Origin of the sequence: Tistlia sp., from assembly GCF_040905785.1 — a bacterium.
Taxonomy (GTDB): Bacteria; Pseudomonadota; Alphaproteobacteria; order Kiloniellales; family DSM-21159; genus Tistlia.
This window is the reverse complement of record NZ_JBBDQW010000045.1, coordinates 44481-69281: the sequence shown is the minus strand read 5'-3', so window position 1 is coordinate 69281 and position 24801 is coordinate 44481. Positions and strand designations below refer to the sequence as shown.

Annotated in this window: 26 protein-coding genes and 1 pseudogene; 16 read left to right on the top strand and 11 right to left on the bottom strand. The window is 69.9% G+C overall.

What is annotated here, in order from left to right; translation table 11 throughout:
• Positions 1 to 145: 145 nt before the first annotated feature.
• Positions 146 to 1093 (bottom strand): hypothetical protein, encoded by a 948-nt coding sequence (locus WD341_RS10915; protein ID WP_368425479.1) that lies wholly within the window; start codon positions 1091 to 1093, stop codon positions 146 to 148.
• An 80-nt stretch (positions 1094 to 1173) separates the two neighbouring features.
• Between WD341_RS10915 and WD341_RS10910 the strand changes: the two genes are divergently transcribed.
• Positions 1174 to 1809 carry a hypothetical protein gene (locus tag WD341_RS10910; protein ID WP_368425531.1) on the top strand — a complete coding sequence of 212 codons (636 nt, stop codon included), beginning with the start codon at positions 1174 to 1176 and terminating at the stop codon, positions 1807 to 1809.
• Here WD341_RS10910 and WD341_RS10905 read toward each other — a convergent pair.
• Entirely contained in the window at positions 1765 to 1941 is a 177-nt protein-coding gene (locus WD341_RS10905) for a DUF6471 domain-containing protein (protein ID WP_368425530.1), read from the bottom strand. The two genes, WD341_RS10910 and WD341_RS10905, sit on opposite strands and share 45 nt — an antisense overlap.
• Positions 1942 to 2103: 162 nt before the next feature.
• Here WD341_RS10905 and WD341_RS10900 point away from each other — a divergent pair.
• Positions 2104 to 3063: pseudogene (locus WD341_RS10900) on the top strand (IS1595 family transposase).
• Between the two features lie 58 nt (positions 3064 to 3121).
• Positions 3122 to 4306: an AAA family ATPase gene (locus WD341_RS10895; protein ID WP_368425478.1), complete on the top strand. Its 1185-nt coding sequence runs from the start codon at positions 3122 to 3124 to the stop codon at positions 4304 to 4306.
• 572 nt (positions 4307 to 4878) lie between these two features.
• Here the strand turns inward: WD341_RS10895 and WD341_RS10890 are convergent.
• On the bottom strand, positions 4879 to 5598 hold the full coding sequence (locus WD341_RS10890) for a 2OG-Fe(II) oxygenase (RefSeq protein WP_368425477.1): 720 nt from the start codon (positions 5596 to 5598) through the stop codon (positions 4879 to 4881).
• 256 nt (positions 5599 to 5854) lie between these two features.
• On the opposite strand from WD341_RS10890, the gene modA reads away from it, so the two are divergent.
• From modA to WD341_RS10855, 7 genes are all read left to right on the top strand, one after another.
• Positions 5855 to 6667 carry a molybdate ABC transporter substrate-binding protein gene (modA, locus tag WD341_RS10885; protein ID WP_368425476.1) on the top strand — a complete coding sequence of 271 codons (813 nt, stop codon included), beginning with the start codon at positions 5855 to 5857 and terminating at the stop codon, positions 6665 to 6667.
• A 22-nt stretch (positions 6668 to 6689) separates the two neighbouring features.
• On the top strand, positions 6690 to 7358 hold the full coding sequence (modB, locus tag WD341_RS10880) for a molybdate ABC transporter permease subunit (protein WP_368425475.1): 669 nt from the start codon (positions 6690 to 6692) through the stop codon (positions 7356 to 7358).
• Positions 7355 to 8488, top strand: coding sequence for an ABC transporter ATP-binding protein (locus tag WD341_RS10875; protein ID WP_368425474.1), 1134 nt, complete (start codon positions 7355 to 7357; stop codon positions 8486 to 8488). Before modB ends, WD341_RS10875 begins: the two co-directional genes overlap by 4 nt.
• Before the next feature lie 163 nt (positions 8489 to 8651).
• Positions 8652 to 9929 (top strand): serine--tRNA ligase, encoded by a 1278-nt coding sequence (serS, locus tag WD341_RS10870; RefSeq protein WP_368425473.1) that lies wholly within the window; start codon positions 8652 to 8654, stop codon positions 9927 to 9929.
• A complete protein-coding gene (gene surE, locus WD341_RS10865; protein WP_368425472.1) occupies positions 9922 to 10716 on the top strand; it encodes a 5'/3'-nucleotidase SurE in 795 nt (264 codons plus the stop codon). Before serS ends, surE begins: the two co-directional genes overlap by 8 nt.
• Positions 10713 to 11363, top strand: coding sequence for a protein-L-isoaspartate(D-aspartate) O-methyltransferase (locus WD341_RS10860; RefSeq protein ID WP_368425471.1), 651 nt, complete (start codon positions 10713 to 10715; stop codon positions 11361 to 11363). The genes surE and WD341_RS10860 overlap by 4 nt, the downstream gene beginning before the upstream one ends.
• Positions 11364 to 11464: 101 nt before the next feature.
• Positions 11465 to 12496: a peptidoglycan DD-metalloendopeptidase family protein gene (locus WD341_RS10855; RefSeq protein ID WP_368425470.1), complete on the top strand. Its 1032-nt coding sequence runs from the start codon at positions 11465 to 11467 to the stop codon at positions 12494 to 12496.
• Here the strand turns inward: WD341_RS10855 and WD341_RS10850 are convergent.
• Positions 12493 to 13668, bottom strand: a complete 1176-nt coding sequence (locus WD341_RS10850; protein WP_368425469.1) for an MFS transporter — start codon at positions 13666 to 13668, stop codon at positions 12493 to 12495. The genes WD341_RS10855 and WD341_RS10850 overlap by 4 nt on opposite strands.
• Before the next feature lie 98 nt (positions 13669 to 13766).
• On the opposite strand from WD341_RS10850, the gene WD341_RS10845 reads away from it, so the two are divergent.
• Both WD341_RS10845 and WD341_RS10840 read left to right on the top strand, forming a co-directional pair.
• Entirely contained in the window at positions 13767 to 13925 is a 159-nt protein-coding gene (locus WD341_RS10845; RefSeq protein WP_368425468.1) for a hypothetical protein, read from the top strand.
• A 138-nt stretch (positions 13926 to 14063) separates the two neighbouring features.
• Positions 14064 to 15035, top strand: a complete 972-nt coding sequence (locus WD341_RS10840) for an ABC transporter ATP-binding protein (protein WP_368425467.1) — start codon at positions 14064 to 14066, stop codon at positions 15033 to 15035.
• Between the two features lie 84 nt (positions 15036 to 15119).
• Here the strand turns inward: WD341_RS10840 and WD341_RS10835 are convergent, their stop codons facing one another.
• Both WD341_RS10835 and WD341_RS10830 read right to left on the bottom strand, forming a co-directional pair.
• Positions 15120 to 15458 carry a hypothetical protein gene (locus tag WD341_RS10835; RefSeq protein ID WP_368425466.1) on the bottom strand — a complete coding sequence of 113 codons (339 nt, stop codon included), beginning with the start codon at positions 15456 to 15458 and terminating at the stop codon, positions 15120 to 15122.
• On the bottom strand, positions 15455 to 15745 hold the full coding sequence (locus WD341_RS10830) for a hypothetical protein (protein WP_368425465.1): 291 nt from the start codon (positions 15743 to 15745) through the stop codon (positions 15455 to 15457). Before WD341_RS10830 ends, WD341_RS10835 begins: the two co-directional genes overlap by 4 nt.
• A 426-nt stretch (positions 15746 to 16171) precedes the next feature.
• Here WD341_RS10830 and WD341_RS10825 point away from each other — a divergent pair, with 426 nt between their 5' ends.
• Positions 16172 to 16423 (top strand): hypothetical protein, encoded by a 252-nt coding sequence (locus WD341_RS10825; RefSeq protein WP_368425464.1) that lies wholly within the window; start codon positions 16172 to 16174, stop codon positions 16421 to 16423.
• Between the two features lie 22 nt (positions 16424 to 16445).
• Here the strand turns inward: WD341_RS10825 and WD341_RS10820 are convergent, their stop codons facing one another.
• Positions 16446 to 17246 carry a GntR family transcriptional regulator gene (locus WD341_RS10820; RefSeq protein ID WP_368425463.1) on the bottom strand — a complete coding sequence of 267 codons (801 nt, stop codon included), beginning with the start codon at positions 17244 to 17246 and terminating at the stop codon, positions 16446 to 16448.
• A 193-nt stretch (positions 17247 to 17439) separates the two neighbouring features.
• Here WD341_RS10820 and WD341_RS10815 point away from each other — a divergent pair, with 193 nt between their 5' ends.
• Positions 17440 to 18339, top strand: a complete 900-nt coding sequence (locus WD341_RS10815; protein WP_368425462.1) for an oxaloacetate decarboxylase — start codon at positions 17440 to 17442, stop codon at positions 18337 to 18339.
• Here the strand turns inward: WD341_RS10815 and WD341_RS10810 are convergent.
• Together WD341_RS10810 and WD341_RS10805 are read right to left on the bottom strand one after the other, a co-directional pair.
• Positions 18320 to 19159 carry a DUF2243 domain-containing protein gene (locus tag WD341_RS10810; RefSeq protein ID WP_368425461.1) on the bottom strand — a complete coding sequence of 280 codons (840 nt, stop codon included), beginning with the start codon at positions 19157 to 19159 and terminating at the stop codon, positions 18320 to 18322. The genes WD341_RS10815 and WD341_RS10810 overlap by 20 nt on opposite strands.
• Before the next feature lie 119 nt (positions 19160 to 19278).
• Positions 19279 to 20292, bottom strand: a complete 1014-nt coding sequence (locus WD341_RS10805; RefSeq protein WP_368425460.1) for a zinc-binding alcohol dehydrogenase family protein — start codon at positions 20290 to 20292, stop codon at positions 19279 to 19281.
• Between the two features lie 276 nt (positions 20293 to 20568).
• Here WD341_RS10805 and WD341_RS10800 point away from each other — a divergent pair, with 276 nt between their 5' ends.
• Entirely contained in the window at positions 20569 to 21789 is a 1221-nt protein-coding gene (locus tag WD341_RS10800; protein ID WP_368425459.1) for an aromatic ring-hydroxylating dioxygenase subunit alpha, read from the top strand.
• Positions 21790 to 21864: 75 nt separating this feature from the next.
• On the opposite strand, the gene WD341_RS10795 is transcribed toward WD341_RS10800, so the two are convergent.
• Positions 21865 to 22503 carry a class I SAM-dependent methyltransferase gene (locus tag WD341_RS10795; RefSeq protein ID WP_368425458.1) on the bottom strand — a complete coding sequence of 213 codons (639 nt, stop codon included), beginning with the start codon at positions 22501 to 22503 and terminating at the stop codon, positions 21865 to 21867.
• 207 nt (positions 22504 to 22710) lie between these two features.
• On the opposite strand from WD341_RS10795, the gene WD341_RS10790 reads away from it, so the two are divergent.
• Positions 22711 to 23625 (top strand): phosphotransferase, encoded by a 915-nt coding sequence (locus tag WD341_RS10790; protein WP_368425457.1) that lies wholly within the window; start codon positions 22711 to 22713, stop codon positions 23623 to 23625.
• Positions 23626 to 23651: 26 nt separating this feature from the next.
• Here WD341_RS10790 and WD341_RS10785 read toward each other — a convergent pair whose 3' ends face one another.
• Positions 23652 to 24416 (bottom strand): DeoR/GlpR family DNA-binding transcription regulator, encoded by a 765-nt coding sequence (locus WD341_RS10785; protein ID WP_368425456.1) that lies wholly within the window; start codon positions 24414 to 24416, stop codon positions 23652 to 23654.
• Positions 24417 to 24801 lie beyond the last annotated feature (385 nt).

Below are 24801 nucleotides of genomic sequence, written 5' to 3'. Positions count from 1 at the left end.
CCAGCTTACCTCTCCCCGCCGGGGAGAGGTCGAAACCCGCGGTATTATGTAGCAAGCACACCAAGCCTGCTGCTGCCGGTCGGCCGGTAGGGCTTGAGCCATGAAGAGGCTCACGCTCGCCAAGGCGGCGGTGGCCGCGCTCGCGCTAGTCGGAATCGTTGCCGTCTGGACACGCGAAGAACCGTCCGTCTGGGAACTGACGGCCGACGCTGCTGAACAGCAGTCGGAAATTCGTGGAGTGCCCACCGTCTTCAAAGGCGGTCTCATACTCGATACGGCCGTAGGCGTAGAGTGCGAGGGCACCGGACTTCATCGGCTCCTTCCACTTCGCCCAGTCCTGGCGGTCGAGCACAAATTCGTCGAAGGACTCCTGGCCCGGCGCCAAGTCCGGCAGGCTGCGGGCCTGAAGGCCATCAACGCCGGGCACGTCTTCCGGGGCTCCGAACACATCGAATCCGTATCGCATCCGGCCCTTTCGAGAGGGAGTGGCGCCGCAGTTCTTGAAGACCATGCGAACTCTCGGCAAGACGCCGTAGACAGCCTCTGTCTCCATCTCCATCCGGTCCAGAACGACATAGGCGCGCAACTGCGCCATGCCGATGCTTCTCGTTACGGCGACAGTCTCATCGGCGGCGCGAGTGGCGTTCCTCGCCTCATCCACAGCGCTTCGCGCAGCGTTGGCGGCTTCCCTGGTGTAGTGGAGCGTCCGCTTGACCAGAACCACACCAACGAACGTGACGACCACAGACAGGGCGGCCGCAATGAGCATCGGGAGCGCCCAGCGAGCCATGGCCTTCTGGGCTTCCAAATCTTCTATTTCGCGCTTCTCCTGGCGCTCACGTGCGGCGTCGTCTTCCTCGGATACAAGCTCGCGGATAGCGGCCTCGATGCCTTGGAGCGCGGGCGCAAGGTTCGGGGCGCCTGCCGACTCTTGGGTAGTGTCCTGCTCGCCTGCGGCGTCGGCTTCTGGCTGCTCTACGGCGGCTTCTGGCTGGGCTCCGAGGGCCGGCTGTGGCGCCTCCTGAGCGCCGGCCTGCCCCCCGCACAGCAGCAGGAACGCGCCAGCCAAGGCTATCCGTCTGAATTCCCCCATGCCGCAGAGGATACGCAACTCCGGGCAGAACAGGTAGCGTTCGGACTCGCTACTGCTGGCGGGTCGGGTAGGATCGTATCGTGCAGATCAGGCAACTCATACGATTCGCCCTGTCGGCGCTTGCGGCGCCGCCGCTTGTCATTCTCTACCTCAATATCGAGAAGGTTGCTGAAGACCAGGGCTGGGATCGCATCCTGGTCAACATCTCCGGCATTGAGGAATGGCCAGTGACCGCGTTCCTCCTGCAGCCCTGGGCGGCCGTCGCCTCCCTTTGCTTTGTCTGCTTCGTGGCGGGGATATGGGCCGATACGCTCTTGAGGCGACTAGACCGAAGGGCTCCAACAAAGCAGCAGAGACTACAGAATTTGGGCCTTTCCCTGATTGCCCTATCTGAAGAGATAGAGCGGCAGCTAAGCTTGATTAATAGTGGAATTTACTACGCCACGAAAGCAAAAGTTCTGGTGATGGCAGAGTCTATGCGAAAGGAGGGCTTCCCTACTCCGAGGATAGACCCGGACAGAACGGATGAGCAGTATCTCCGATGGGTCCGATACGGGACTCTGATCGGAAATTATCTTGTGAATGGGCACGGGAAGGAAGCCAAGCGGCTCGCCAAGTCATTTCCGCAGGACGACTGGCCTGACCCACGACCCCAGCACCAACTAGACCGATCAGCCGCCGCTAATCGTAAGAGATCGGCATCCCAGCCCTTCTAAGCACTGGAGCAGAAAGGCAGCCGTGAACTTGCCCCGGCTTATCTTGTTCCGAAGGTTCCTTCCATCCTCCTGCACCCCGATTGCCGCCAGCCTCTCGACTAGCTGCGCGTAGGTGACGCCCTGCCGGGCCATCTCGCCGCGCACGATCCCGCGCGCCTTGGCTTCCCAATCCGTCCGCTCTGGCATGTCCGACGCTCCTATGATGATCGTTGTCATCATATAGCGTGCTATCGCACTTGACAAGGTGACGCAGTGTCACTATCTCTGATGCAGACGCACTGGAGATGATGACAAATGGCCCAACACTTCCTTCTCTCAGCGAAAGCCCGGGACCCTCAGCGTGGTCCAGGTCGCGCGCATGACCGAGGAAGAGGCTCGGGCCACCTTCCGCGCGATCCGCTGGGCCACCAGCGACGGCGACCCGGTTTGCCCCCGCTGCGGCTGCCTGGCCATCTACGAGTACGCCGCGCGCCCGATCTTCAAGTGCAAGGCTTGTGGGCATCAGTTCAGTGTCACCAGCGGGACGATCTTCGCCAGCCGCAAGCTGCCGGTGCGCGACTACCTGCTGGCCATCGCGATCTTTGTGAACGCCGCCAAGGGCATGTCGGCGCTCCAGCTCGGCCGCGATCTCGATGTGCAGTACAAGACGGCTTACGTGCTGGCCCACAAGCTGCGCGAGGCGATGGCTGCCGAGAACGAGACGATGACCCTGAGCGGCACCGTGGAAGTCGATGGCGCGTACTTCGGCGGCTACGCCAAGCCGGAGAACCGGAAGGCCGACCGCAAGGATCTCCGCTTCAAGGCCAACCAGACCGGCAAGCGCCGCGTCGTGGTCGTCATGCGCGAGCGCGGCGGGCGCACGCTGCCGTTCGTCTTCAACAGCGAGGGCCAGTCCCTCCCGACGATCCTGGCCCGCGTCGAGCCCGGCAGCACGATCCACGCTGACGAAGGCTCCGGTTGGGACGAGCTGCACACCCGCTACGAGATGCGCCGCGTCAACCACAGCGTCAGCTTCTACGACGAAGGCGCCTGCACCAATCAGGCCGAAAGCTACTTCTCCCGCCTGCGTCGCGCCGAGATTGGCCAGCACCACCACGTCTCCGGCCGCTACCTCGGCTTCTACGCTGGCGGGATGGCATGGCGCGAGGACAGCCGCCGTAAGGCCAACGGGGCGCTCTACTGATCGCCGCTGCGGCGTCGGCTCCGGTGTCCCGGCAGTGGAAGGGGTACTGGCAGCGGGAAAGCCGGGGTTGACTGCATAGCGAAGTTATCGAATTATACCCTATCTTAGCTATAACTAGGTAACTTCGATATGGACCCGATTCGAAATCCGTACGCGCCTGGGGCTGGGACACCGCCACCAGAACTTGCTGGCCGCTCTGATGAACTGAACACGGGCACGGTCGCTTTGCAGCGAATCGCAGCGCGCAAACCGACCCAAAGTCTTGTGCTTGTTGGCCTCCGGGGTGTCGGCAAGACCGTTCTCCTTAATAAGCTAAACAATTCCGCAGACGAATTGGGCTTTAAGTCGATCTTCATTGAGGCGCATGAAGGAAAGACGCTCCCGGAGCTTATGGTTCCCGGACTTCGGTCCATACTATATTCTCTAAGCACGATTGAAGATGCAAAAGATAAAGCTCGTCGTGGCTTCCGTGTCTTAAGAAGTTTCTTGGGAGGACTCAATGTCAAGATTGGAGAAATCGATATCGGCCTTAGTGTCGATCCGGAATCCGGCGTGGCGGACAGCGGCAGTATTGAAGCCGATCTGCCAGAGCTAATTTCTATTGTTGCAGAGGCCGCCCAAGCCGCCGGTAAACCAGTTTCCATATTTGTTGATGAATTGCAATATTTATCGCCAGAAGAATTTAGCGCCCTCATTATGTCTATACACAGAATAAACCAGAAATCACTGCCATTGCTTCTTATCGGCGCCGGCCTCCCTCAGATACATGGTCTCGCAGGGAATTCAAAATCGTACGCCGAGAGGCTGTTCCGGTTCCCGGAAATTGGTGCACTCGACGAGAAAGACGCTGTTGACGCGATTGCAAACCCAGCTAAGGACGAGGGGGTCTCTTTTCGCAGAGATGCAATAGAAAGAATACTATATTACACCCAACGGTATCCATACTTCCTCCAGCAGTGGGCATATGAATCCTGGAATGCTTCTGAATCAGAAGTTATCGATTCCGATACTGTGGAGCGCGCCACCATTTTAGCGGTCGAAGAATTGGACAGGAGTTTCTTTAAGGTTAGGTTTGATAGATGCCGACCTTCAGAGAAAAAATATATGCGAGCCTTGGCAGAACTCGGAGAAGGCACTCACCGGTCTGGTGACATAGCCGAGGCGCTGGGGGTGAGAGTTACCTCTGCTGCGCCTACGCGAAATGCTTTGATCCGGAAGGGAATGATCTATTCGCCCGCGCATGGCGATACCGCATTCACTGTCCCCCTCTTTGACCAATACATGCGGCGAGTAATGCCTGATTTCGGAAACTGAGAGGGTTAGCAGCTCTGAGGGCCAGCCATCACTTCCCACACCACCCCGCCACCTTCCGCCCGAACACGCCGTACCGCGCCCCCCGCGGCCTGCCGGTCCAGCGCCTTACAGACCCTCCGGTGAATGTCGAAGCGCGCTTCGGGTGCCATGCCCTTCCGATCCATGACGGCATTGCGAAGCTGCGGCGCCGTCTGGGGGCCACCCTCGCGTAGCAGCGTGAACAGCAGCCGCGTCAGCTCGCCGCGCTGGAACGTGCGCGGGCCGGGTGCGGATGGGTCTCTGTTCCGCGCTGGCCGTAGTGCCGACCAGCCGCAGCGTGCCGTCTATGTGGCCGAGCTGGTCCTGCAGGTCCGCAAGCCTGTCCTTGGCCTGCTCAATGTCCCCGAGGATGCGGGCGCGCTTGTCCATCAGCGCGGAGATGACGTGCGGCTCTCCCATCCCCCAAGCCTAGCGTTTCTGCGGCTTTCGGCCGATAGGCGGCTAGGTGTGCTTGCTACATAATACCGCGAAACCCGCCCTCGCGGGTTTCGGGTGAGGGGCGGGCACCGGCACCCGCGGAGCCCCCGCCGCCGCTACGACCGCGCGTCGTGGAAGATCAGGCCCAGGGTCATGCGGTGGCCCCGGCGCAGCGGGCTGACGCCGTGGCGCAGCTGGGCGCGATAGGCGCCGCGCGTGCCCTCGACCGGGCGCTCGGCGACCGGGAAGAGCACGGCCTCGCCCTGGCGCAGGGGCGCCACGCGGCCGATGGACTGGCGACGCGGGCGCTGCTCGACCAGCAGGAACTCGCCGCCCTCGAAGTCGCTCTCAGGCGACAGCAGGAGCGTCGCCTGCAGGGGAAAGACCAGCTCGCCGTAGAGGTCCCGGTGCAGGCAGTTGTAGTCGCCGGGGCCGTAGCGCAGCAGAAGCGGCGTCGGGCGCGTCTGGCCGGCCGCGTGGCAGCGCGCCAGGTAGTCGGCGTGGCGCGCCGGGAAGGATGGCCCCAGGCCCAGGCGCCGCCGCCAGGCTTCGGCGATCGGCGCCAGGCGCTCGTAGAGCGCGCTCCTCAGCGCCTCGACGAGGCCGGGCAGGGGGGCGTCGAAGTAGCGGTACTCGCCCTGGCCGTAGCCGTGGCGCGCCATCACGACGGTCTTGCGGAAACCCGCCGGCCGCTCGTAGAGCGCGGCCAGCTGCCGGCACTCGCCGGGCGTCAGCAGCGGGCCGGTCAGGCCGAAGCCCTGGGCGTCGAGCCCGGCCGCGAGCCCGGCCCAGTCCAGGGCCGCAACCCGCGCCGCCGCCGTCGATTCCTGTCGCATCCTCGTCTCCCTCGTCTCCCTCGTCCCGCCGGTCCGGCTCCGGCGCCCGGCCACTCGGGTCCGGTCTGCCACCTGGGGCGTGGCCGCGTCCCTCCGGATCTTGTGCGGCAGCGATGCTGGCACGGCCCTGCGCGACTCGGTAGCGCCGGGCGAGGCCGGGAATTGCGGCCGGGAATAGCGGCCGGGAATAGCGATTGAGGCGCTTGCCGGCGCCCGTTATATTCCGCGGGATATATCGAGGGGGAGCCGCCGACCCGTGCCGAGCCTGCAGCGCCGCCGTCTTCTCGCCCTCCTCTCGGGCGCGGGCCTCGCAGGCGCAGGCCTGCTCGGCCTGCCGCGGCCGGCTGCGGCGGAGGGCGGGCGGCCGCTGGTCGCCGCGGCCTCCGACCTGCAGTTCGTCCTGCCCGAGCTGGCCGCCGCCTTCGAGGCGGAGACGGGGGCGGCCGTGGAGCTCACCTTCGGCTCCTCCGGCAACATCGCTCGCCAGATCCGGCAGGGCGCGCCCTACCAGCTCTACCTCTCGGCCGACGAGGATTACGTGCTGGGCCTGGCGCGCGACGGCTTCACGCGCGGCGAGGGCAGGCTCTACGCCCTCGGCCGCCTGGCGCTGCTCGTGCCCGCCGGCTCGCCGCTCGAGGCCGACGGCTCGCTCGCCGACCTGGCGGCGGCCCTGCGGGACGGCCGCGTGACCCGCTTCGCCATCGCCAATCCCGAGCACGCGCCCTACGGCCGGCGGGCGGAGGAGGCGCTGCGGCACGCCGGGCTGTGGCAGGCGATCCGGCCGCGCCTGGTGCTCGGCGAGAACGTCGCCCAGGCCGCGCAGTTCGCGGTCTCGGGCAACGCCCAGGGCGGCCTGGTGGCCCATTCCCTGGCGCTGGCGCCGCGCATCGCCGCGCGCGGCGAGAGCGCCCTGGTCCCGGCCGAATGGCACTCGCCGCTGCGGCAGAGGATGGTGCTGCTGAAGGAGGCCGGGGCCGTCGCCGGGCGCTTCCACGACTACCTGTCGACCCCGGCGGCGCAGGCCACCCTCGGCAGGAACGGCTTCGTCCTGCCCGAGGGGACGCGCTGAGCGGCGGGAAGGAGGGGACGGGGTGGACTGGACCGCGCTCTGGCTGTCGCTTCGCCTGGCCGGCCTGACGGTGCTGATCCTGCTGCCGATCGGCATCGCGGCCGGGCGCTGGCTGGCCTACCGGGACTTCGCGGGCAAGGGCTTCGCCGAGGCGCTGGTCGCCCTGCCGCTGGTGCTGCCGCCGACGGTCTTCGGCTACTACCTGCTCGTCGCCTTCGGCGCGGCCTCGCCGATCGGGCGCTTCTGGGAGGCCGCCGTCGGCGGCCAGCTGGTCTTCACCTTCGAGGGGCTGCTGCTCGCCTCGATCGTCTTCAACCTGCCCTTCGCGATCCAGCCGATGCAGCGCGGCTTCGAGGCGATCCCGGCCGAGGTGCGTGCGGCGGCGGCCTGCTGCGGGCTGTCGCCCTGGCGCGCGCTGCTGAAGGTCGAGCTGCCGCTCGCCTGGCCGGGCGTGCTGACGGCGATGGTGCTGTCCTTCGCCCATACCCTCGGCGAGTTCGGCATCGTGCTGATGGTCGGCGGCTCGATCCCCGGCGAGACCCGGACCGTCGCGATCGCCATCTACGACCGCGTGCAGGCCTTCGACGACGCCGGCGCGGGCCGGATGTCCGCCCTGCTGCTGGTCATCTCCCTGACCACCATCGCCCTGACCTACGCCTTCTCGCGCCGCCTCGGCCGGCGGCTCGGGTGAGCGCGGTGGCGGGCCTGGAGGTCGAGCTCGAGCAGGCCGGCCCGATTCCGCTGGCTGCCGCCTTCTCCTGCGCGCCCGGGGAGGTGCTGGCGCTGGTCGGCCCCTCGGGGAGCGGCAAGTCGACGATCCTGCGCTCGATCGCCGGCACCTACCGCCCCAGGGGCGGGAGCATCCGGGTCGGCGGCGCCTGCTGGTTTTCGGCGGGCGAGGGAATCTTCGTGCCGCCGCACCGCCGGGCCGTCGGCATGGTGTTCCAGAGCTACGCCCTCTTTCCGCACATGAGCGCGCTCGGCAACCTCGTGATCGCCATGGGCCAGCGGCCGGCGCCGGAGCGGGAGGCGCGCGCGCGCGGCCTGCTCGAGCTGGTCCACCTGGCCGGCCTCGAGGACCGCCGGCCGGCCGAGCTGTCCGGCGGCCAGCAGCAGCGCGTCGCCGTCGCCCGGGCGCTGGCGCGCGAGCCCAAGGTGCTGCTGCTCGACGAGCCCTTCTCGGCGGTCGACAAGGCGACCCGCCAGCGGCTCTACCGCGAGATCGCCGAGCTCAGGCGCGGCCTCGAGATGCCGGTCGTGCTGGTCACCCACGACCTCGAGGAGGCGGCGATGCTGGCCGACCGCATGACCGTGCTGCATCGCGGGCGCACGCTGCAGACCGGCACGCCGGAGGAGGTGACGACACGGCCGGTCTCGGCCGGGGTCGCGCGCCTGGTCGGCCTGCGCAACCTCTTCGAGGGGCGGCTCGCGGCCCCCCGCCAGGCCGACGGGAAGGCCACCTTGGACTGGGCCGGTCTCGTCCTGGAGACCGCGGGCGGCCTCGAGGGCGCGCCCGGGCGGCCGGTCACCTGGGTCGTACCCGACGGCTTCGTCGTGCTGCATCGCCGCGACCGCCCGTCCCGGGGCGAGCACGAGAACCCGATCCCGGGGATCGTCGACACCCTGCTGGTGATCGGGCAGACGGCGCACCTGACGCTGCGGCCGGACCACGATCCGCGCCTGCCGATCCACTTTTCCGTGCCGCTGCACGTCGCCCGCCGCAACGCCGTCGCCAGGGGCGTCGCGGCGACGGTGTCCCTGCTCTCGGAAGGCATCCACGCCGTCGCGCCGACGCCCGAGGCCCAGGAGGCCGGCGGCTGACTCGCGCGGCCGTCGGCGTCGGTAACCAGTCGTTAACCAAAGCGGCGGAAGCTGGACGAAAAGGGAACGCTGGCGGCCGCCGGGGCCGGGCACCGATAGACGATGGGCCCGACGATCTCTATAAGGCGGCCATCATTCCAACAAGGTGTCGAGTCGAGCGGCCATGCACGATCTGAAGCGGATTCGCGAGCAGCCGGAGGCCTTCGACCGGGCCCTGGCGCGACGGGGCCTGGCCGGCCAGGCCGAGGCGCTGCTCGCGCTCGACCGGCGCAACCGCCAGGCGCAGACCGAGCTGCAGGAGCTGCAGGCGCGGCGCAACGAGGCGAGCCGCGAGATCGGCCGGCTCAAGCGCGAAGGGGGCGAGGCCGAGCCGCTGATGGCCGAGGTCCAGGCGATCAAGGAGCGCATGGCCGCCCTGGAGGAGGAGACCCGCAGCCTCGAGGAAACCCTGCGGCAGCAGCTCTCGGGCCTGCCCAACGTCCTGGCCGAGGACGTGCCCGACGGTCCCGACGAGAGCGCCAACGTCGAGCTCAGGAGCTGGGGCGAGAAGCCGGCCTTCGACTTCGACCCCAAGGAGCACTGGGAGCTGGGCGAGGCGCTCGGCCTGCTCGACTTCGAGGCGGCGGCCCGGCTGTCCGGCGCGCGCTTCGTCGTCATGAAGGGGGCGGTCGCGCGCCTGCACCGGGCGCTGGCGCAGTTCATGCTCGACCTGCACACCCGCGAGCACGGCTACCTGGAAGTGGCGCCGCCCTACCTGGTGCGCGACGATGCGCTCTACGGCACCGGCCAGCTGCCGAAGTTCGCCGAGGACCAGTTCCGCACGACCGAGGGCTTCTGGCTGATTCCGACCGCCGAGGTGCCGCTGACCAACCTCGCCGCCGGGCAGATCTTCAAGGAATCCGAGCTGCCGCTCCGGGTCGCGGCGCTGACCCCCTGCTTCCGCTCGGAGGCCGGCTCGGCCGGCCGCGACACCCGCGGCATGCTGCGCCAGCACCAGTTCGAGAAGGTCGAGATGGTCTCGATCGTCCACCCCGAGCAGTCCGAGGCCGAGCAGCAGCGCATGACCGGCTGCGCCGAGGCCGTGCTGCAGAAGCTCGGGCTGCCCTACCGGGCGGTCGTGCTGTCGGCGGGCGACACCGGCTTCGGCGCGCGCCGCACCTACGACCTCGAGGTCTGGCTGCCGGGCCAGGGCGCCTACCGCGAAATCTCGAGCTGCTCGACCTGCGGCGACTTCCAGGCGCGCCGGATGAACGGCCGCTTCCGGCCCGAGGGCGAGAAGGGCACGCGCTTCCTGCACACCCTGAACGGCTCAGGTGTCGCAGTTGGACGCGCATTGATTGCGGTGATGGAGAACTATCAGCGCGCCGACGGATCGATCGCCGTGCCCGAGGCGCTGGCACCCTATCTCGGCGGACAGGAGGTCATTGGCGCTCATGGCTGACAGCAAGCCCCTCTCGCCGAAGCCGCTGGCCGGCAAGCGAATCCTGGTCGGCAACGACGACGGCATCCACGCCCCGGGCCTGAAGGCCCTGGAGGAGGTCGCCCACAGCCTCTCCGACGACGTCTGGACGGTGGCGCCCGAGGTCGAGCAGTCGGCGACCAGCCACTCGCTGACCACCCGCCGGCCGCTGCGCCTGCGCCGTTTCGGCGAGCGCCGCTACGCGGTCGACGGCACGCCGACCGACTGCGTCGTCGTCGCTGTCGCCCACCTGCTGAAGGACCAGCGCCCCGACCTCGTGCTTTCGGGGTTCAATCACGGGGCCAACCTGGGCGAGGATGTCGGCTATTCAGGAACCGTCGCGGTCGCCATGGAGGCAGCCCTGTTCGGTATCCCGGCGATCGCCATGAGCCAGCAGCGCGAGCACGAGCAGCCCGTCGACTTCACCCCCGCCAGGACTCTGGCCGGCGACATCATCGCGCGCCTCTTCACCGAGGACTGGCCGCGCGACCTGCTGGTCAACGTCAACTTCCCGCCGCTCGCGCCCGAGGCGGTCAAGGGCGTGCGGGTCGGCCGCCAGGGCCGGCGCGACACCCAGATCGGGGTCGTCGAGGGCGCCGATCCCGGAGGGCGCCCCTACCTCTGGATCGGCGACTTCCTGCGCCACCACAGCGCCGACGGCGACAGCGACCTGGGTCTGGTCGCGCGCGGCTACGTCTCGGTGACGCCGCTGCACCTCGACCATACGCACCACGACGGACTGGAACGCCTGCGGGGACTGCTCGGATGAGCCTGGAGGCGCGCAAGATCCGCCTGCTGATGCAGCTGCGACGCGCCGGCATCACCGACACCGCCGTCCTGGCGGCGATCGAGAAGGTGCCGCGCGAGCGCTTCGTGCCGCCCTCCTTTCGCGACCAGGCCTACGAGAACATCGCCCTGCCGATCGGCCTCGGCCAGACGATCAGCCAGCCCGAGGTCGTGGCCACCATGACCCAGGCATTGGAGGCGACGCGCCGGCACACCGTGCTGGAGGTCGGCACCGGCTCCGGCTACCAGGCCGCCGTGCTGAGCCGGATCTGCCGGCGCCTCTACACCATCGAGCGGCACGCCGACCTGCTGAAGGAGGCCGAGGCGCGCTTCGCCGAGCTGCGCCTGCACAACATCACCTGGCGGCGCGGCGACGGCAGCCGGGGCTGGCCGGAGCCGCGCCGCTTCGACCGCATCATCGTGACCTGCGCGGCCGAGCTCACCCCCGAGCCGCTGCTGGAGCAGCTCCAGGAAGGCGGCTGCCTGATCCTGCCGGTCGGCGGCCAGGGCCGAACCCAGGAGCTGCTGCGCCTGCGCAAGACCAAGGACGGCATCCGCCAGGAGGAGCTCGGCTTCGTGCGCTTCGTACCCCTGGTGGCGGATCCCGTGGAAAGGCGGTCGGCAGGATGAGGCAGCGGCGGTCCGGTCCGGGAGTCGCGCGCGGGGTGGCGCCGCTTCGGGCCCGGCTGCCCCGGTTCGTCCTGCCCCGGTTCGTCCTGCCTCGGTTCCTCATGCCCCGCTTAGGCTTCCCGGGGCTGCTGCTGGTCCTGCTCGGCCTGTCGGCTTGCAGCGATCCGGAGCGGGTCGCCGAGGCGCTGTCGCAGCCGGCGCCGCCGCCGCCGCCGGAGCTGCCGCCGACGCCGGTGCCCTCGCCGCAGAAGCCCTGGCACTTCGCCAACAACCCGGAGGTCGGCGGCTACATCTGGGCGCAGCGCGGCGACACCCTCTACGACATCGCCCGCAAGTTCCGCCTGACGCCGCGCGAGCTCGCCGAGGCCAACGAGATCGCTCCGCCCTACGAGCTCAAGCACGGCCAGAAGCTGCGCATCCCGCCCCAGCGCCTGCACCTGGTCGCCGCCGGCGACACCGTCTACGGCCTGTCCCAGCGCTACCACCTGGGCATGGCCGAGCTGACCAAGCGCAACGGCATCGAGCCGCCCTACGAGATCGTCGTCGGGCAGCGCCTCTACCTGCCGGCCGAGAAGCCGGCGCCGGCCGGCCCCGCACCCTTCGCGCCGGCGCTGGCCGCCAGCCCGGGCAGCCAGGTGCCCTCGGCGACCCAGCAGGCCGCCGTGCCCATGCCGCCCGAGGAGCCGGCGCCCCTGCGCCCGACCCCCTCGGCCGCGGTGCCGATGCCGCCGCCGCTTGCCGACGGCCAGTTCGCCTGGCCGGTGCGCGGCCGCGTCGTCTCCTACTTCGGGCCGCAGGCCGACGGCCGGCACAACGACGGCATCAACATCGTGGTCGCCGCCGGGGCGCCGGTCGAGGCGGCCGAGAACGGCGTCGTCGCCTACGCCGGCAACGAGCTGCGCGGCTTCGGCAACATGGTGCTGATCAAGCACGCCGAGGGCTGGGTCACCGCCTACGCCCACAACCGGGAGCTCCTGGTCGCCAAGGGCGACGAGGTCGCCCGCGGCCAGGTCATCGCCCGCGCCGGGGCGAGCGGCAGCGTCAGCGAGCCACAGGTCCACTTCGAGGTCCGCAAGGGCACCCGCGCCCTCGACCCCCTGACCATGCTGGGCCCGCAGTCGGCCACGAACTAGCTTCTCTCGTCCCGCCGCACCGCCACGACGACGAACAGCCCGGCGTAGAGCAGCCCCAGGACCAGCGGCAGGCCGTTCGAGCCGAGGATGTCCATGGCGGCGCCGGCGAGCGGCGGGCCGGCCAGCCCGCCGGCGCCCCAGAGCAGGGCGAAGGCGGCATTGCCGGCGAGCAGCTGCGCGCCGCGGAAGCGGTCGCCGAGCTGAATCAGCGCCAGGGTGTAGACGCCGTAGGCCGCCGAGCCCCAGAGGAACAGCAGCGGCCAGAGCAGGGGCGGTGCGCCGACCGTCAGCGGCAGCAGCGCCGCGCCCGCGATGGTCAGGGCGCAGAGCAGCAGGGTCGTGCCGCGGCGCGACCAGCGGTCTGCGAGCCAGCCGATCGGAACCTGGAACAGCACGTTGCCGATCGCCAGGACCCCGACCGTCCCGGCGGCCAGCGCCTCCGGGAGACCGACGCGCAGCCCGTAGACCGGCAGCAGCGACAGCGCCGCCTGGTCGAAGGCCGCGGCGGCGCCGACCAGGAACAGCAGCAGCGGCGCGAGCCGGAGGAAGGCGAACAGCGAGCCGCCCTCGGAACCCTCCAGGCCGGGCAGGCGGTGCCGCGCCAGCAGCAGGAGGATCGTCGAGAGCAGGGCAATGGTGATGCCGACCAGGAAGGCCGGCCAGCCCTCCGAGCCCAGCAGCGCGACGACGAGGGGCCCGGTGGCGAAGCCGAGCGCCAGGACCGACGAGAAGAAGCCCAGGATCCGGCCGCGGCGTCGCGGCGGCGCCAGCTGGTTGATCCAGGTTTCGCAGGTGATGTAGAGGCCGTCGATCGCGAAGCCGAGCAGGAAGCGCGCGGGAAACCAGATCCACAGGCTGCGCGTGGCGCCGATCGCCGCCAGCAGCAGCGCGACGGCGAGCGCGCTGAACAGGGCGATCCTGAAGGGTCCGATCCGCCGCGCAAGCCCCGGCAGCAGCGGCGCCGACACGAGCAGCCCGAGCGGCGTCATCGCCGTGTTGAGGCCGATCAGCGTCGGCGAGACGTCCTGGCGCTCCAGGATCAGCGCGAGCAGCGGGTAGGTCAGGCCCTGGGTGACGGCGAAGACGCCGGCGAGCAGGACCACGACGAGGACGGCGGCTGGGGCGCCGTAGTCGCCGCCTGCTGTCGCCTTCGCGTGCTGCCCTCGACCCATCCCTCGCTTCCCTTCGCCCTGCATCGGAACCCGGCCGTTCCGGAACCGAACGCGCCCAGTCACGTTGCTCTGCCGGTTCGCATCGAAAGGAACAAGTGATGAAGTCTCTCTTCCCGCTGTTCGCAGCCGCGCTGCTCGCCAGCGGCGTCGCCCTCGCCGGTTGCGAGGAAGAGGACGGTCCGGCCGAGCGCGCCGGCGAGGCCATCGACGAGGCCGTGAAGGACACCGAGCGCGCCGTCGAGGACGCGGCCGACTGAGCCTCCGCCCGTCGCGGCCGAACCCGTCGCGGACAGGCGGCTCTGCGGACCCGCGAGGTCCGCTTCGGCTCCCGGGGGGCGCCGGAGCGCTCGAACGTTCTAGCTTGAGCCTTCGACGCCCCGCGCCCCAGGAGACCCATGCTCTTTCCTTTCCGTGCTCGCCCCGTCCAGGCCAGCGGCGACGACTCGCCGGCCCGCCACGTCTTCTCCTACGTCTGGCGCATGAGCGGCCACCACCAGGTCTGGCTCTGCCTGCTCGCGCTGTTCCTGGCCGCCTTGGGCGTCGCGCCCCTGGAGCTGCAGCGGCGGATCGTCGACGGCGCGCTGGAGGGGAGCGACGCTGTCCTCCTGTGGTGGCTCTGCGGCTTCTACCTCGTCGTGGTGCTGACGCAGGCAAGTGCCAAGTATGCCCTGCGGCTCTACCAGAGCTGGCTGGCGGAGAGCGCGATCCTCTACACCCGCCGGCACCTGTCCCGGCTCTACGAGACGCGCGCCGAGGAACGCGCGCGCAGCGAGTCCGGCGAAGGCGGACAGGCGGTCTCGATCATCGGCGCGGAGGTCGAGAAGCTCGGCGGCTTCGTCGGCGACGGCTTGTCGCAGCCGGTGGTCAATGCAGGCATGTTGCTGGCCCTGCTCGCCTACATGCTTGCGGTCGAGCCCCTGGTCGCCGTGGTCACCTTGCCCTTTCTGCTGCCCCTGCTGGTCGTGCTGCCGCTGATCCAGGTGCGCATCAACCGCCTGCTGGAGCGTCGCCTCGTCATCCTCCGTGACGTCGGTGACGAGATTGCCGCGGCGGGCGAGACGAACCTGGAAGAATTCGAGGGCGCGCTGCATCCCAAGTTGGAGCGGGTGTATCGGCTGCGGATCAAGCTGGCGCTGCTGAAGTTCGCCGCAAAGGGGCTGATCAACCTTTCCAACAACCTGGCGCCGGTCGCGATCCTGCTGACCGGCGGGCTGATGGTCATCGAGGGCTCGAGCACGGTCGGCACGGTGGTCGCCTTCGTCTCCGGCTTCCAGCGCATGACCGACCCTGCCCGGGAGCTGCTCAACTACTACCGCCTGGCCTCGCAGGCGCAGGTCCAGCACCGCATGATCGCAAAATGGATGTAGTGGGTCCGCCGCTTGCGGCGGCTGCGGGACGGCCGCAGCGCGGGCGGCGGGGTCCGATGCGGGCGCGGCCGCTTCAGCGGGGGCTCACTGCCCGCCGCTCTCCGCCCAGGCCTGGAGCCGCGGCCGCCGGGCCGCGCTGCAGGCGAGCAGCGCCTCGACCGCCGTGGCCAGCTCGGGGTGGCGGCGCGCGACGGAGCGGCCCCAGCCGACCAGCTCGCCCGGGGTCTGCAGGGCCATGGCTGCGACTGAGAGCAGCAGCAGCTCCGCGATATCGAGATTCTCGTCGCGAACCAGACGGTCCGCCGTGCGGGTCAAGAGGTCGCTGGCCGTCTCGTCCTCGGCGTAGTGGACCGCCGCACGCAGTTCGGCGACATATCGGCTCTCCGCCGCCTGCCGATCAGCCTCATCGGGCTCGGCCGTCACGTCCCGCCCTGGTCCGGCCCGCGCCGCCGGTCCTTTCGCCAGACGAATTGCATCAGCCAGCCGAGCGACAGGCCGAGCAGCAGGATCATCAGCGGCGGCACGACGTAGGCGACGTAGCTGGGCCCCACGAGACCCTCGAGCGCCAAGGGTTCGAAAAACGCGACAAAGGCGGCGACCGCGACGGTCAGGACGACCCACGCCTGGAACAGGCGGCGCCGTCTGTGGCCCGAGCGCCGTCCGCTTCGGTGCGGGGCCGCGTCGGAAGGGGGGCTGTGGCTCTCGGACATGGGCTCGCTCCGGCTCGCTGGCACCCGAACGAAAGATGCCGCTCGACAGGGGGAACGAATGGGGCACGCCCTTGTTCCCCGCCGAAACGCGTCCGGAAGGCGGAATCGAACCGGCCCCGGAGCGGCTGGTCCGGGCGGCGAGCGGTCCATCGGGAAAGCGGGATCGGGGGAGGGGTGGAACCGGCCGCGGCATCGGGGGGTGGGGGGCAGGGGTTGCCGCGACCGGTTCCGAGAAGTCTTGGCGACTTCTGACATCAAGAAAACGCCGTCCTCCGATATCGGTTCCAGCGCGGCGTGTTTTTTCGGCGGCCCTCGCTCCAGTCGCGCCCAGTGCGATTCGGAACCCTGCGAAAATGGCACGCGTTCCCTTTCACGAGGCGAGACGCGCCCAACGGCGCGCTACGCGCAAACCGGAAGGAAGGTTGGATGACGCGAAGGAAGAGTCACAGGGAGTTCGAGCACGAGCGGGATCTACCGGCCGACACGGCCTCGGGAGACCATCGCGACCGCCACGGTCACAGCCTCAGGGTCGGCGACGCCTTGCTGCGGCAGACCGAGGCCCGCAGCGCAGACCTGCGTGAGACGGAATTGCCGGGCGCTGGCGTGCGCGCCAATGCCGATGCCCGCGGCGACCAGGGCCGCAAGGCCGGCCCCTCCAAGGGCAAGGTCGGACGCTAGGTCGGCCGGGAGCCGGCGCTCGCTAGTCGCCGCCGCCGGTGCGGCCTTGCTCGGCCGTCAAGGTGAGGTGGTAGCGGTAGCGGTCGGCGCGGAAGTGCAGCTGGACCAGTTCCACCGGGCGGTCGCGATCGTCGCGGAACAGACGCTCGACCAGCAGCAGGGGACTGCCTTCGGCGGTGTCGAGGCAGCGGGCCAGCGTGCCGCAGGCCGCGGTCGCTCCGATCGACTGCTCGACCCGGCCGATGACCAGGCCGCTGCGCACCAAGAGAAGCAGGAGCGGCTCGCGCTCCAGAGCCGGTTCCGAGAGCGCCGGTGCGAAGCGGGCGGGCAGGTAGGCGAGCGAGCGGCAGAGCGGCTCGCCCTCCAGGCGGCGGAGGCGCAGGGAGCGATGCACCGGCTCGCCCGGCCGCAGCGCCAGCCGTGCTGCGACCTCCTCGGGTGCGGGCACGATGCCGACGTCCAGGACCTGGGCCTCGGTGCGGAAACCGAGGCTGATGATGCCGGCGATCTCGGCTTCCAGCGCCGGCGAGGCCTGGGCTTCCGGGGTGGCGAGCCGCGTGGCGCGGCCCTGGTGCCGCTCGATCAGGCCACGGTGCTCGAGTTCCTGGAGCGCCCGCCGCACGGTGATCCGGGAGACCCCGTAGGTGCGCTCGATGCAGGCCTCGCTCGGGATCTGGTTGTCCCGGTCGAACTGCCCCGCCGAGATTCGGCGCTCGAGGTCGGCCAGCAGCTGCCGGTAAAGCGGAACGGGCGACCCGGGGTCCAGGCGGCCTGCGTCCTCGGCCCCGCCGTTCCTGCTGCTCTCTGAGTCCTGGATCGTCATCGCCCCTGTCCGCCGCCCTCCGACGGCGCCCCTGCCCGAGACTTCGGTCGCGCCCTTTGTCAACGCCGCCCGGTCCCCGAGGTTCGCCTGCCCCCGGTAGGAGCCGGGGCGCGGGCAGGGCCTTGCGGTCGACCGGATCTGCGGGGAGGATCGGCCGTCTTCTCCCGTGAACCGCCCCAGCCGAGGACTCAGCATGCGCCCAACCGCCCGCTTCCGGAACCTGCTCGCCGCGCCGGAGATCCTGGTCATGCCTGGCGTGCACGACGCACTCTCCGCGAAGATCGCCGAGGCCGAGGGCTTCCAGGCGCTGACCATGGGAGGCTTCGCCGCGACCGGCGTGCTGCTCGGCGAGCCCGACACCGCGCAGCTGACCGCGATCGAGCTGGCGGACCACTACGCGCGGGTCTGCGATGCCGTCTCGCTGCCGGTCTTCGCCGACGCCGATACCGGCTTCGGCAACGTCACCAACGTCGCGCGCACGGTCCGCCTCTACGAGCGCGCCGGCGTCGCCGGCCTGTTCATCGAGGATCAGGTCTTCCCCAAGCGCTGCGGCCACATGCCGGGCAAGGGGGTGATCGGCCTCGAGGAGATGCTCGGCAAGCTCAAGGCCGCGCTCGACGCGCGGGTCGATGCCGACCTGGTGATCATGGCGCGCACCGACGCCCTGGTGGTCGAGGGCCTGGAGCCGGCGCTGGAGCGCGCGCAGCGGTTCCGCGAGGCCGGCGCCGACCTGATCTTCGTCGAGTCGCCACGCAGCGAGGATGAGATGCGGCGGATCGTCGCCGAGGTCGGTGGCCTGCAGCTCGCCAACATGGTCGAAGGGGGACTGACGCCACCCATGACGGCAGGTCGGCTGGAGGCGCTGGGCTTCGCCGCGGCGGTCTGGCCGGTCGCCGGCGTCTTCGCGGTCGCCTGGGCGCTGAAGCAGTTCTACGCCGGTCTGAAGCGCGACGGCGGCACCGCCGGCCTGCAGGACCGCATGCTGAGCTTCCGGGAGTTCACGGACCTGGTCGGCCTGCCCGAGCTGCGCGAGAGCGAGCAGCGCTACCTCGACGCGGCGGCGCAGCTGATGGCTAGACGCGGGTCCAGTTGAAGCAGCCGACCGGCAAGAGCGAGTTGCTGACCAGCAGCGCGCCGTGCCGGTAGAGCGCGCTCGCCTCGCCGCCTGAGGCTAGGTCGAAGGCCCAGAGCTGGCCCGAGGGGTCGCTCCAGAGCAGGCGCCCGTCGACGGCTGCCATGGCGTTCAATGCCGACACGGCGGTGGTTCCCGGCCTGAACAGCACGACGACGCTGGTCACGTCCGGCGGCGGCAGCGCCGCCACCGGCCCGGCGACGAGCGCGGCGAGGGCGAGCAGCGCCGGTGCCGTGCCGTGCCGGCCGGGCGCCCGCTCCCTGCGGCCCCCGGACCGGCCGCCCCCCGACCTGGCGCTACCGCCGCGCCGGAGCAGCCAGCCAGCGGCGACGAAGGCGACGCCGAAAAGGAAGAACCACAGCAGGTCCCAGAACAGCGGGTTGTCGACCTCGACGCGGATGCGGTGGATGCCCAGGATCCAGTGCGACAGGATGCTGTCGAGGATGTGCCAGGCGCCGAAGCCGATCAGGGCGTTGGCGAACAGCAGGCGGTCGGCGCCGGGCTCGCCGTATTCCCTGCGCGTGCGCCACAGCAGCCACAGGCCGGCACCGGCGATCAGGTACATCAGGACGTGGAACAGGCCGTCGGCGAGGATCTGCACCCGTATGTCCCGGAAGGCGGAGCCCTCGAGGGAGCTCAGCAGATGATGCCATTGCAGCACCTGGTGCAGCAGGATCCCGTCGAAGAACCCGCCGAGCCCGAAGCCCAGCAGGTAGCCGGCCCAGCCGAAGCGGCCGGTGAAGGAGGCCGGGCGGCTTACATGCCGCGCGCTGTCGCTCATCGTGCGGTCCTCGCCTGTAGCGCCCGCCCGCGAGGAGCGGGCGCGGGACGGGCCGGCTGACAGGTCGAACGATGCCCGAGCGGCCCGGGTTCCTGGCGCCGCGGCGGCTTCCCGGCCGCTCAGAAGCCGGCCAGCACCGTCTTGCCGATCGCCTTGCCGCTCTCGACCAGCGCGTGGACCCGCCGCAGGGTTGCGGCGTCGATCGGGCCGGCGACCTCGGCAAGGGTCGTCTTCAGCACGCCGGCGTCGACCAGGGCCGAGACCTCGTTCAGCAGGCGGTGCACCTCGATCATGTCCGGGGTGCCGAACAGCGAGCGCACGAACATGAACTCCCAGCAGACCCGCACGCTCTTGCGCTTGAAGGGCAGGATGTCGAGCGCCTTGGGGTCGTCGATCACGGCGAGGCCGCCCTGGGGCGCGATCAGCTTCGCGATCGCCGGCAGGTGCGTCTCGGTCGCGGTCAGGCTGGCGACCAGGTCGACCGGCCCGAGCCCCGCGGCGGCCAGCGCCTCGTCGAGCGGTTGGCGGTGGTCGATCACCCGGTGCGCGCCCATCGCCCGCACCCACTCGACGGTCTCGGGGCGCGAGGCGGTCGCGATCACCTCGAGCCCGGTCAGGCGGCTGGCGAGCTGGATCAGGATCGAGCCGACGCCGCCGGCGCCGCCGATGACCAGCAGCGAGCCGCCGCCGCTCTTGACGCCGTAGGGCACGCCCAGGCGCTCGAACAGCAGCTCCCAGGCGGTGATCGCGGTCAGCGGCAGGGCCGCCGCCTGGGCAAAGTCCAGGCTCGCCGGCTTGCGGCCGACGATGCGCTCGTCGACCAGGTGCAGCGCGCTGTTGCTGCCGGGCCGGTCGATCGCGCCGGCATAGAAGACCGCGTCGCCGGGCCGGAACAGGGTCGCCTCGGCGCCGACCGCCTCGACCGTGCCCGCCGCGTCCCAGCCCAGGACCTGGGCCTGGCCTTCGGCCGGCTGGGTGCGCATGCGCATCTTGGTGTCGACGGGGTTGACCGAGACCGCCTCGACCCGGACGAGCAGGTCGCGGGGCCCCGGCATCGGGTCGGGTAGCTCGAGGTCCAGCAGCGAATCCGGTTCGGCGATGGGCTTCGACTGGTGGTATCCGACGGCTTTCATGGCTCTCGCTCCTGACCTGTTGCGGCGCCACTGTGACCAGCCCCGGCGCCGCTGCGAAGGGATTTTTCGGCATAGCTTCTTGGCGAAGGCGCCGGCCCGGCAGGGGCGGATTAAGCGGTGGATTCCGCAAGGGAATTCCAGAGTCTGGAGTCGGCGACGTTGCCTTAGTTATTGCGATCTCTTGACTTTTACCGATTTTTTGACTAAACAGTCGTTCAATGAATGGCGACTGCGCGGCGGTTGCCTCCCCGAACCCCAGACCTTGGAGAGAGCCGAATGGCGCCGCTCGACGACGCGACGCGTGACCGCCGCCCCACCGCGGAGGCAGAGATTCGCGGCCTGCCGGCCTGGACCTACCGCAACGCCGAGCTGCTCGATCTCGAGTACCGGCGGGTGATCCTGGGCAGCTGGCAGATCGCCTGCCACGTCAACGACGTGCGCGAGCCCGGCGACTACTTCGTGCTGGAGCTGATGCGCGACTCGATCTTGGTGTTGCGGGGCCGGGACCGCGTGGTGCGCGCCTTTGCCAACGTCTGCCGGCACCGCGGGGCCAAGCTGCTCGACGGCACCGGGTCCTGCCCGAAGGCGCTGGTCTGCCCCTACCACGGCTGGGCCTACGAGCTCGACGGCCGGCTGCGCGGCGTGCCCAGCGAGCAGTCCTTCGCGAACCTCGATAAGTCCGCGCTCGGCCTGCGCGAGGTCGAGCTGGAGATCTTCTTCGGCTTCGTCTTCGTGCGCGTCGCACGCGCCGAGGACCACCGGGGCCCGGAGAGCGTCGCCGAGACCTGGGGCGACTTCGCCAGGCACCTCGAGCCCTACCGCCTGGAGGAGATGGAGCGCATCGAGTTCGGCGACGACATGGTCTGGGACGCCAACTGGAAGGTCGGCGTCGACAACAACCTGGAGAACTATCACATCCCGCTCGGCCACCCGGGCTACCACCGGATGCTCGACAACCAGCTGGAGGGCTTCGAGAACGCCCACGGCGTCGCCGGCTCGGTCTCGACCCTGAAGGCGCGGCCCTCCTCGAACTGGGTCGAGCGCTTCTACCAGAAGCTGGCGCCGAGCGTGCTCGCCGACCGGCCGGAGGCGCTGCGCAGCCAGTGGCTGTTCTTCACCATGCCGCCGAACATCGGCCTCGACTTCTATCCGGACTGCGTCGACTACTTCCAGATCCTGCCGCTCGGCCCGACCCGCTGCCAAGTTCGCTACGGCATTTACGGCCACCGCGACGAGAGCCGCGAGATGCGCGTGCTGCGCTACCTCAACTACCGGATCAACGGCAAGGTCGGCGAGGAGGACCGCTGGCTGTCGGAGCGCGTCCAGCAGGGCCTGGCCTCCCACGGCTACAATCCGGGGCCGCTGTCGCGCATCGAGAGCTCGCTGCGCCTGTTCCACCAGCAGATCCGCGACGCCTGCCCGGTCGCCACCCTGACCGAGGAGCCGCTGGCCGGCACGGTCGCGCGGGTCGACGCCGAGCTGGCGGCGGCGGAGTAGGGGCGGCGGAGCAGGGGCGGGCCGGGCGAAGGCTCCCTGCCGATGCCCCCGCCGAGGCCCCTGCGCCTGGGGCGCTCAGCCGCCCGGAACTTCCAGGACCAGCGCCCGGCTCGTCGACTGGCCCTCCTGGTTGGGCATCGAGAGATAGCTCGGCGTCATCTCGACCAGGCGGCAGCGGCCGGCCTGGACCAGCCTGTCGAGGTGCGCCTCGAAGGCCTCCTCGTAGAGCTTGTCCTTGACCGTCAGCACGACGTGGCCGCCGGGCTTCACGATGCGCAGCAGCTCGTCCAGGCCCTCGGGGCTGGCGTGGGCGATGGTGAAGACGCCGGCGCAGACCGCGGCGGCGAACTGGCCGTCCGCGTAGGGCAGCCGCTCGCCCAGCGCGGCCTGGCGCAGGTCGTCGTAGGCCTGCTTGCGCGCCGCCACCGCGAGCATGCCCTCCGACAGGTCGAAGCCCTCGACCTGCCGGTAGCCGAGAATCTTCAGCCACTCGCCGATGAGGCCGGTGCCGACCCCGGCGTCGACGATGCCGCCGGCGGCGACCGGGACGTGGCGCGCCAGCAGGCCGATGCAGATCATCGGGTGGCGGTAGCCGGCCTTCAGCATGTCGCTGTCGTAGTCCTCGGCCCAGCCGTCGTAGGTCTTGGTCAGGTCGTCGGGCGAACCCGCGCTGTAGACGTCGTTGAGGGGGTCGACCTGGTCGGCGGCGGTCATCGGCATTCTCCAGCTCTGTTGCGTCGATTGCGCGCCGGCGCGGTCGGCGCCGGGACGCGTTGGGAACCTGTGTTCTTGAAGGTTGCTGCTCGATCAATTACCACACAAACCCACAAAGCGCGACCGGGTCGCGAGCCGCCCGGCGGCGTCCGGCCGGTGGCGCTCGCGCGGCGCGGGTCGCCGCAGCCAAGGAAAGGAGCCCCCTTCGTGCCCGATCTCGAGCCGTACATCCGGCGCATCCCCGCGCTCCGCGACCTGCCGCCGGCTGCGCTGGAGGCCGAGCGCCTCGGCGGCATGACGAACCTCGTCTACCGCCTGCGCGGCGCGGGGGCGGACTATGTGCTGCGCGTCGCCGGCGCCGGCACCGAGGCCTACATCGACCGCAAGGTCGAGGCCCACAATTCGCAGGCGGCGGCGGCGGCCGGCGTGTCGCCGGAGGTCCTCTTCTTCGACCCCGCGGACGGGCTGATGCTGATGCCCCACGTCGAGTCGACGACCATGACGCCCGAGCTGTTCCGCTCGACCGCCGGCGCCCCGGCGCGCGCCGGCCGGGCCTTCCGGCAGCTGCACGACAGCGGCCGGCGCTTCGAGTTCCGCTTCGAGCTCTTCGCCATGATCGACGGCTACCTGAAGGTGCTGGAGCCGCTCGGCGCCGAGCTACCCGAGGGCTACCACCAAGCGGTTGGCGAGGCCGGGACGGTGCGCAGGCTGCTCGAGGCCCGCCCGGGCGAGCTCGCGCCCTGCCACTGTGACCCCCTGTGCGAGAACTTCCTGGATACCGGCGAGCGCATGTGGATCGTCGACTGGGAGTATTCGGGCATGAACGATCCCCTGTGGGACCTGGGCGACCTCTCGGTCGAGGCCGGCTTCGACGCCGAGGAGGAGGCGGAGCTGCTGGAGGCCTGGTGCGGCGGTCCGGTCGCGCCCGCCGTGCAGGGCCGGGTCGTGGTCTACAAGGCCATGTGCGACCTGCTCTGGACGCTCTGGGGCCTGATCCAGCACGCCAACGGCAACGCGGCCGAGGACTTCTGGGCCTACTCGACCGGCCGCTTCGAGCGCTGCCGGGCGCTGATGGCCGATCCCGTCTTCGCCCGCTCGCTGCGGGCCGTGGAGGAGGGCTGACTTGCCGCCGGGCTGAGTCGCTGGGCTCACCCGGCGATCAGCAGCTCGACCTCGCGCTCGCGCAGGCGCTCGGCGAAGGGCTCCGGCGGTGCCTGGTCGGTGACCAGGGTGTCGAGCGCCTCGATGTCGCAGACCTTGACCGGCGCCTGGTTGCGGAACTTGGAGACGTCGGCGACCGCGATCACCCGCGCCGCGCTGGCGATCACGGTCTGGCAGAACTCGGCCTCCTGGAGATGGAAGTCCATCACGCCCTCCTCCATGTGGAGGGCGCCGACCGAGATCACCGCGTAGCGCGCGCGGAAGCGGCGCACGAACTCCAGGGCGTTGGGGCCGAAGGTGGCGCCGTCGTCGCCGCGCAGCTCGCCGCCGGCCAGGTAGACGCGGTTGCCCTTGCGGCCGTTGGCCAGGAAGCGGGCGATCTCGACGCTGTTGGTGACGACGAAGAGGTCGCGGTGGTCGGCCAGGGCGCGCGCCACGTAGGCGGTCGTGCTGCCGGTGTCGAGCATCAGGGAATCGCCGTTCTCGATCAGGCTCGCGACCTTGCGGGCGATCGCGCGCTTGGCCTGGGCGTGCTGTCCCATGCGCTTCTGGAAGGCCGGCTCGTGGCGCAGGTCGGGCAGCAGGACGCCGCCATGCACGCGCTCGACCAGGCCCTTGTCGGCCATCGCCTTGATGTCGCGCCGGATCGTCTCGTCGGAGACGGAAAGCGCACGCATGAGCTCGGCGACCGACGCCGAGCCGGTGCGGCCGAGCGCCTCCAGGATTGCGTTCTGACGGACCGCGCGCTGCACCCCTTGGCCTCCCGGAAATGCCGGCCGCAAGGTTAGTGCCCCGCCCGGAACTGTCCAGTCTAAACTGTGGGATACTGTGGTTTTCAGTTGACAGTCCACAAGGCCGCTCCCCTAACATGACGCCACAGGGGAGCGATGCCGAGCGCATCTTCAGGGCGTATCGCAGGGCCGACAAGGCGCCGGAAAACCATAACAAGGCCGGCGTCGCGCGGAGTCCGATCCGGGGGCGGCCGCTCCTGGCGAGGCTCTGCCCGAACCGCAACCGACAGGGAAGGCGTAGATCGATGGCAAATGCACGAGGGACGACAGTCCAGCGATTCGAGCGAGGGCGCGCAGGACCGACCGGGAGGGCCTGTCTGCTCGCCGGCGTGCTGGCGGCGGGTGC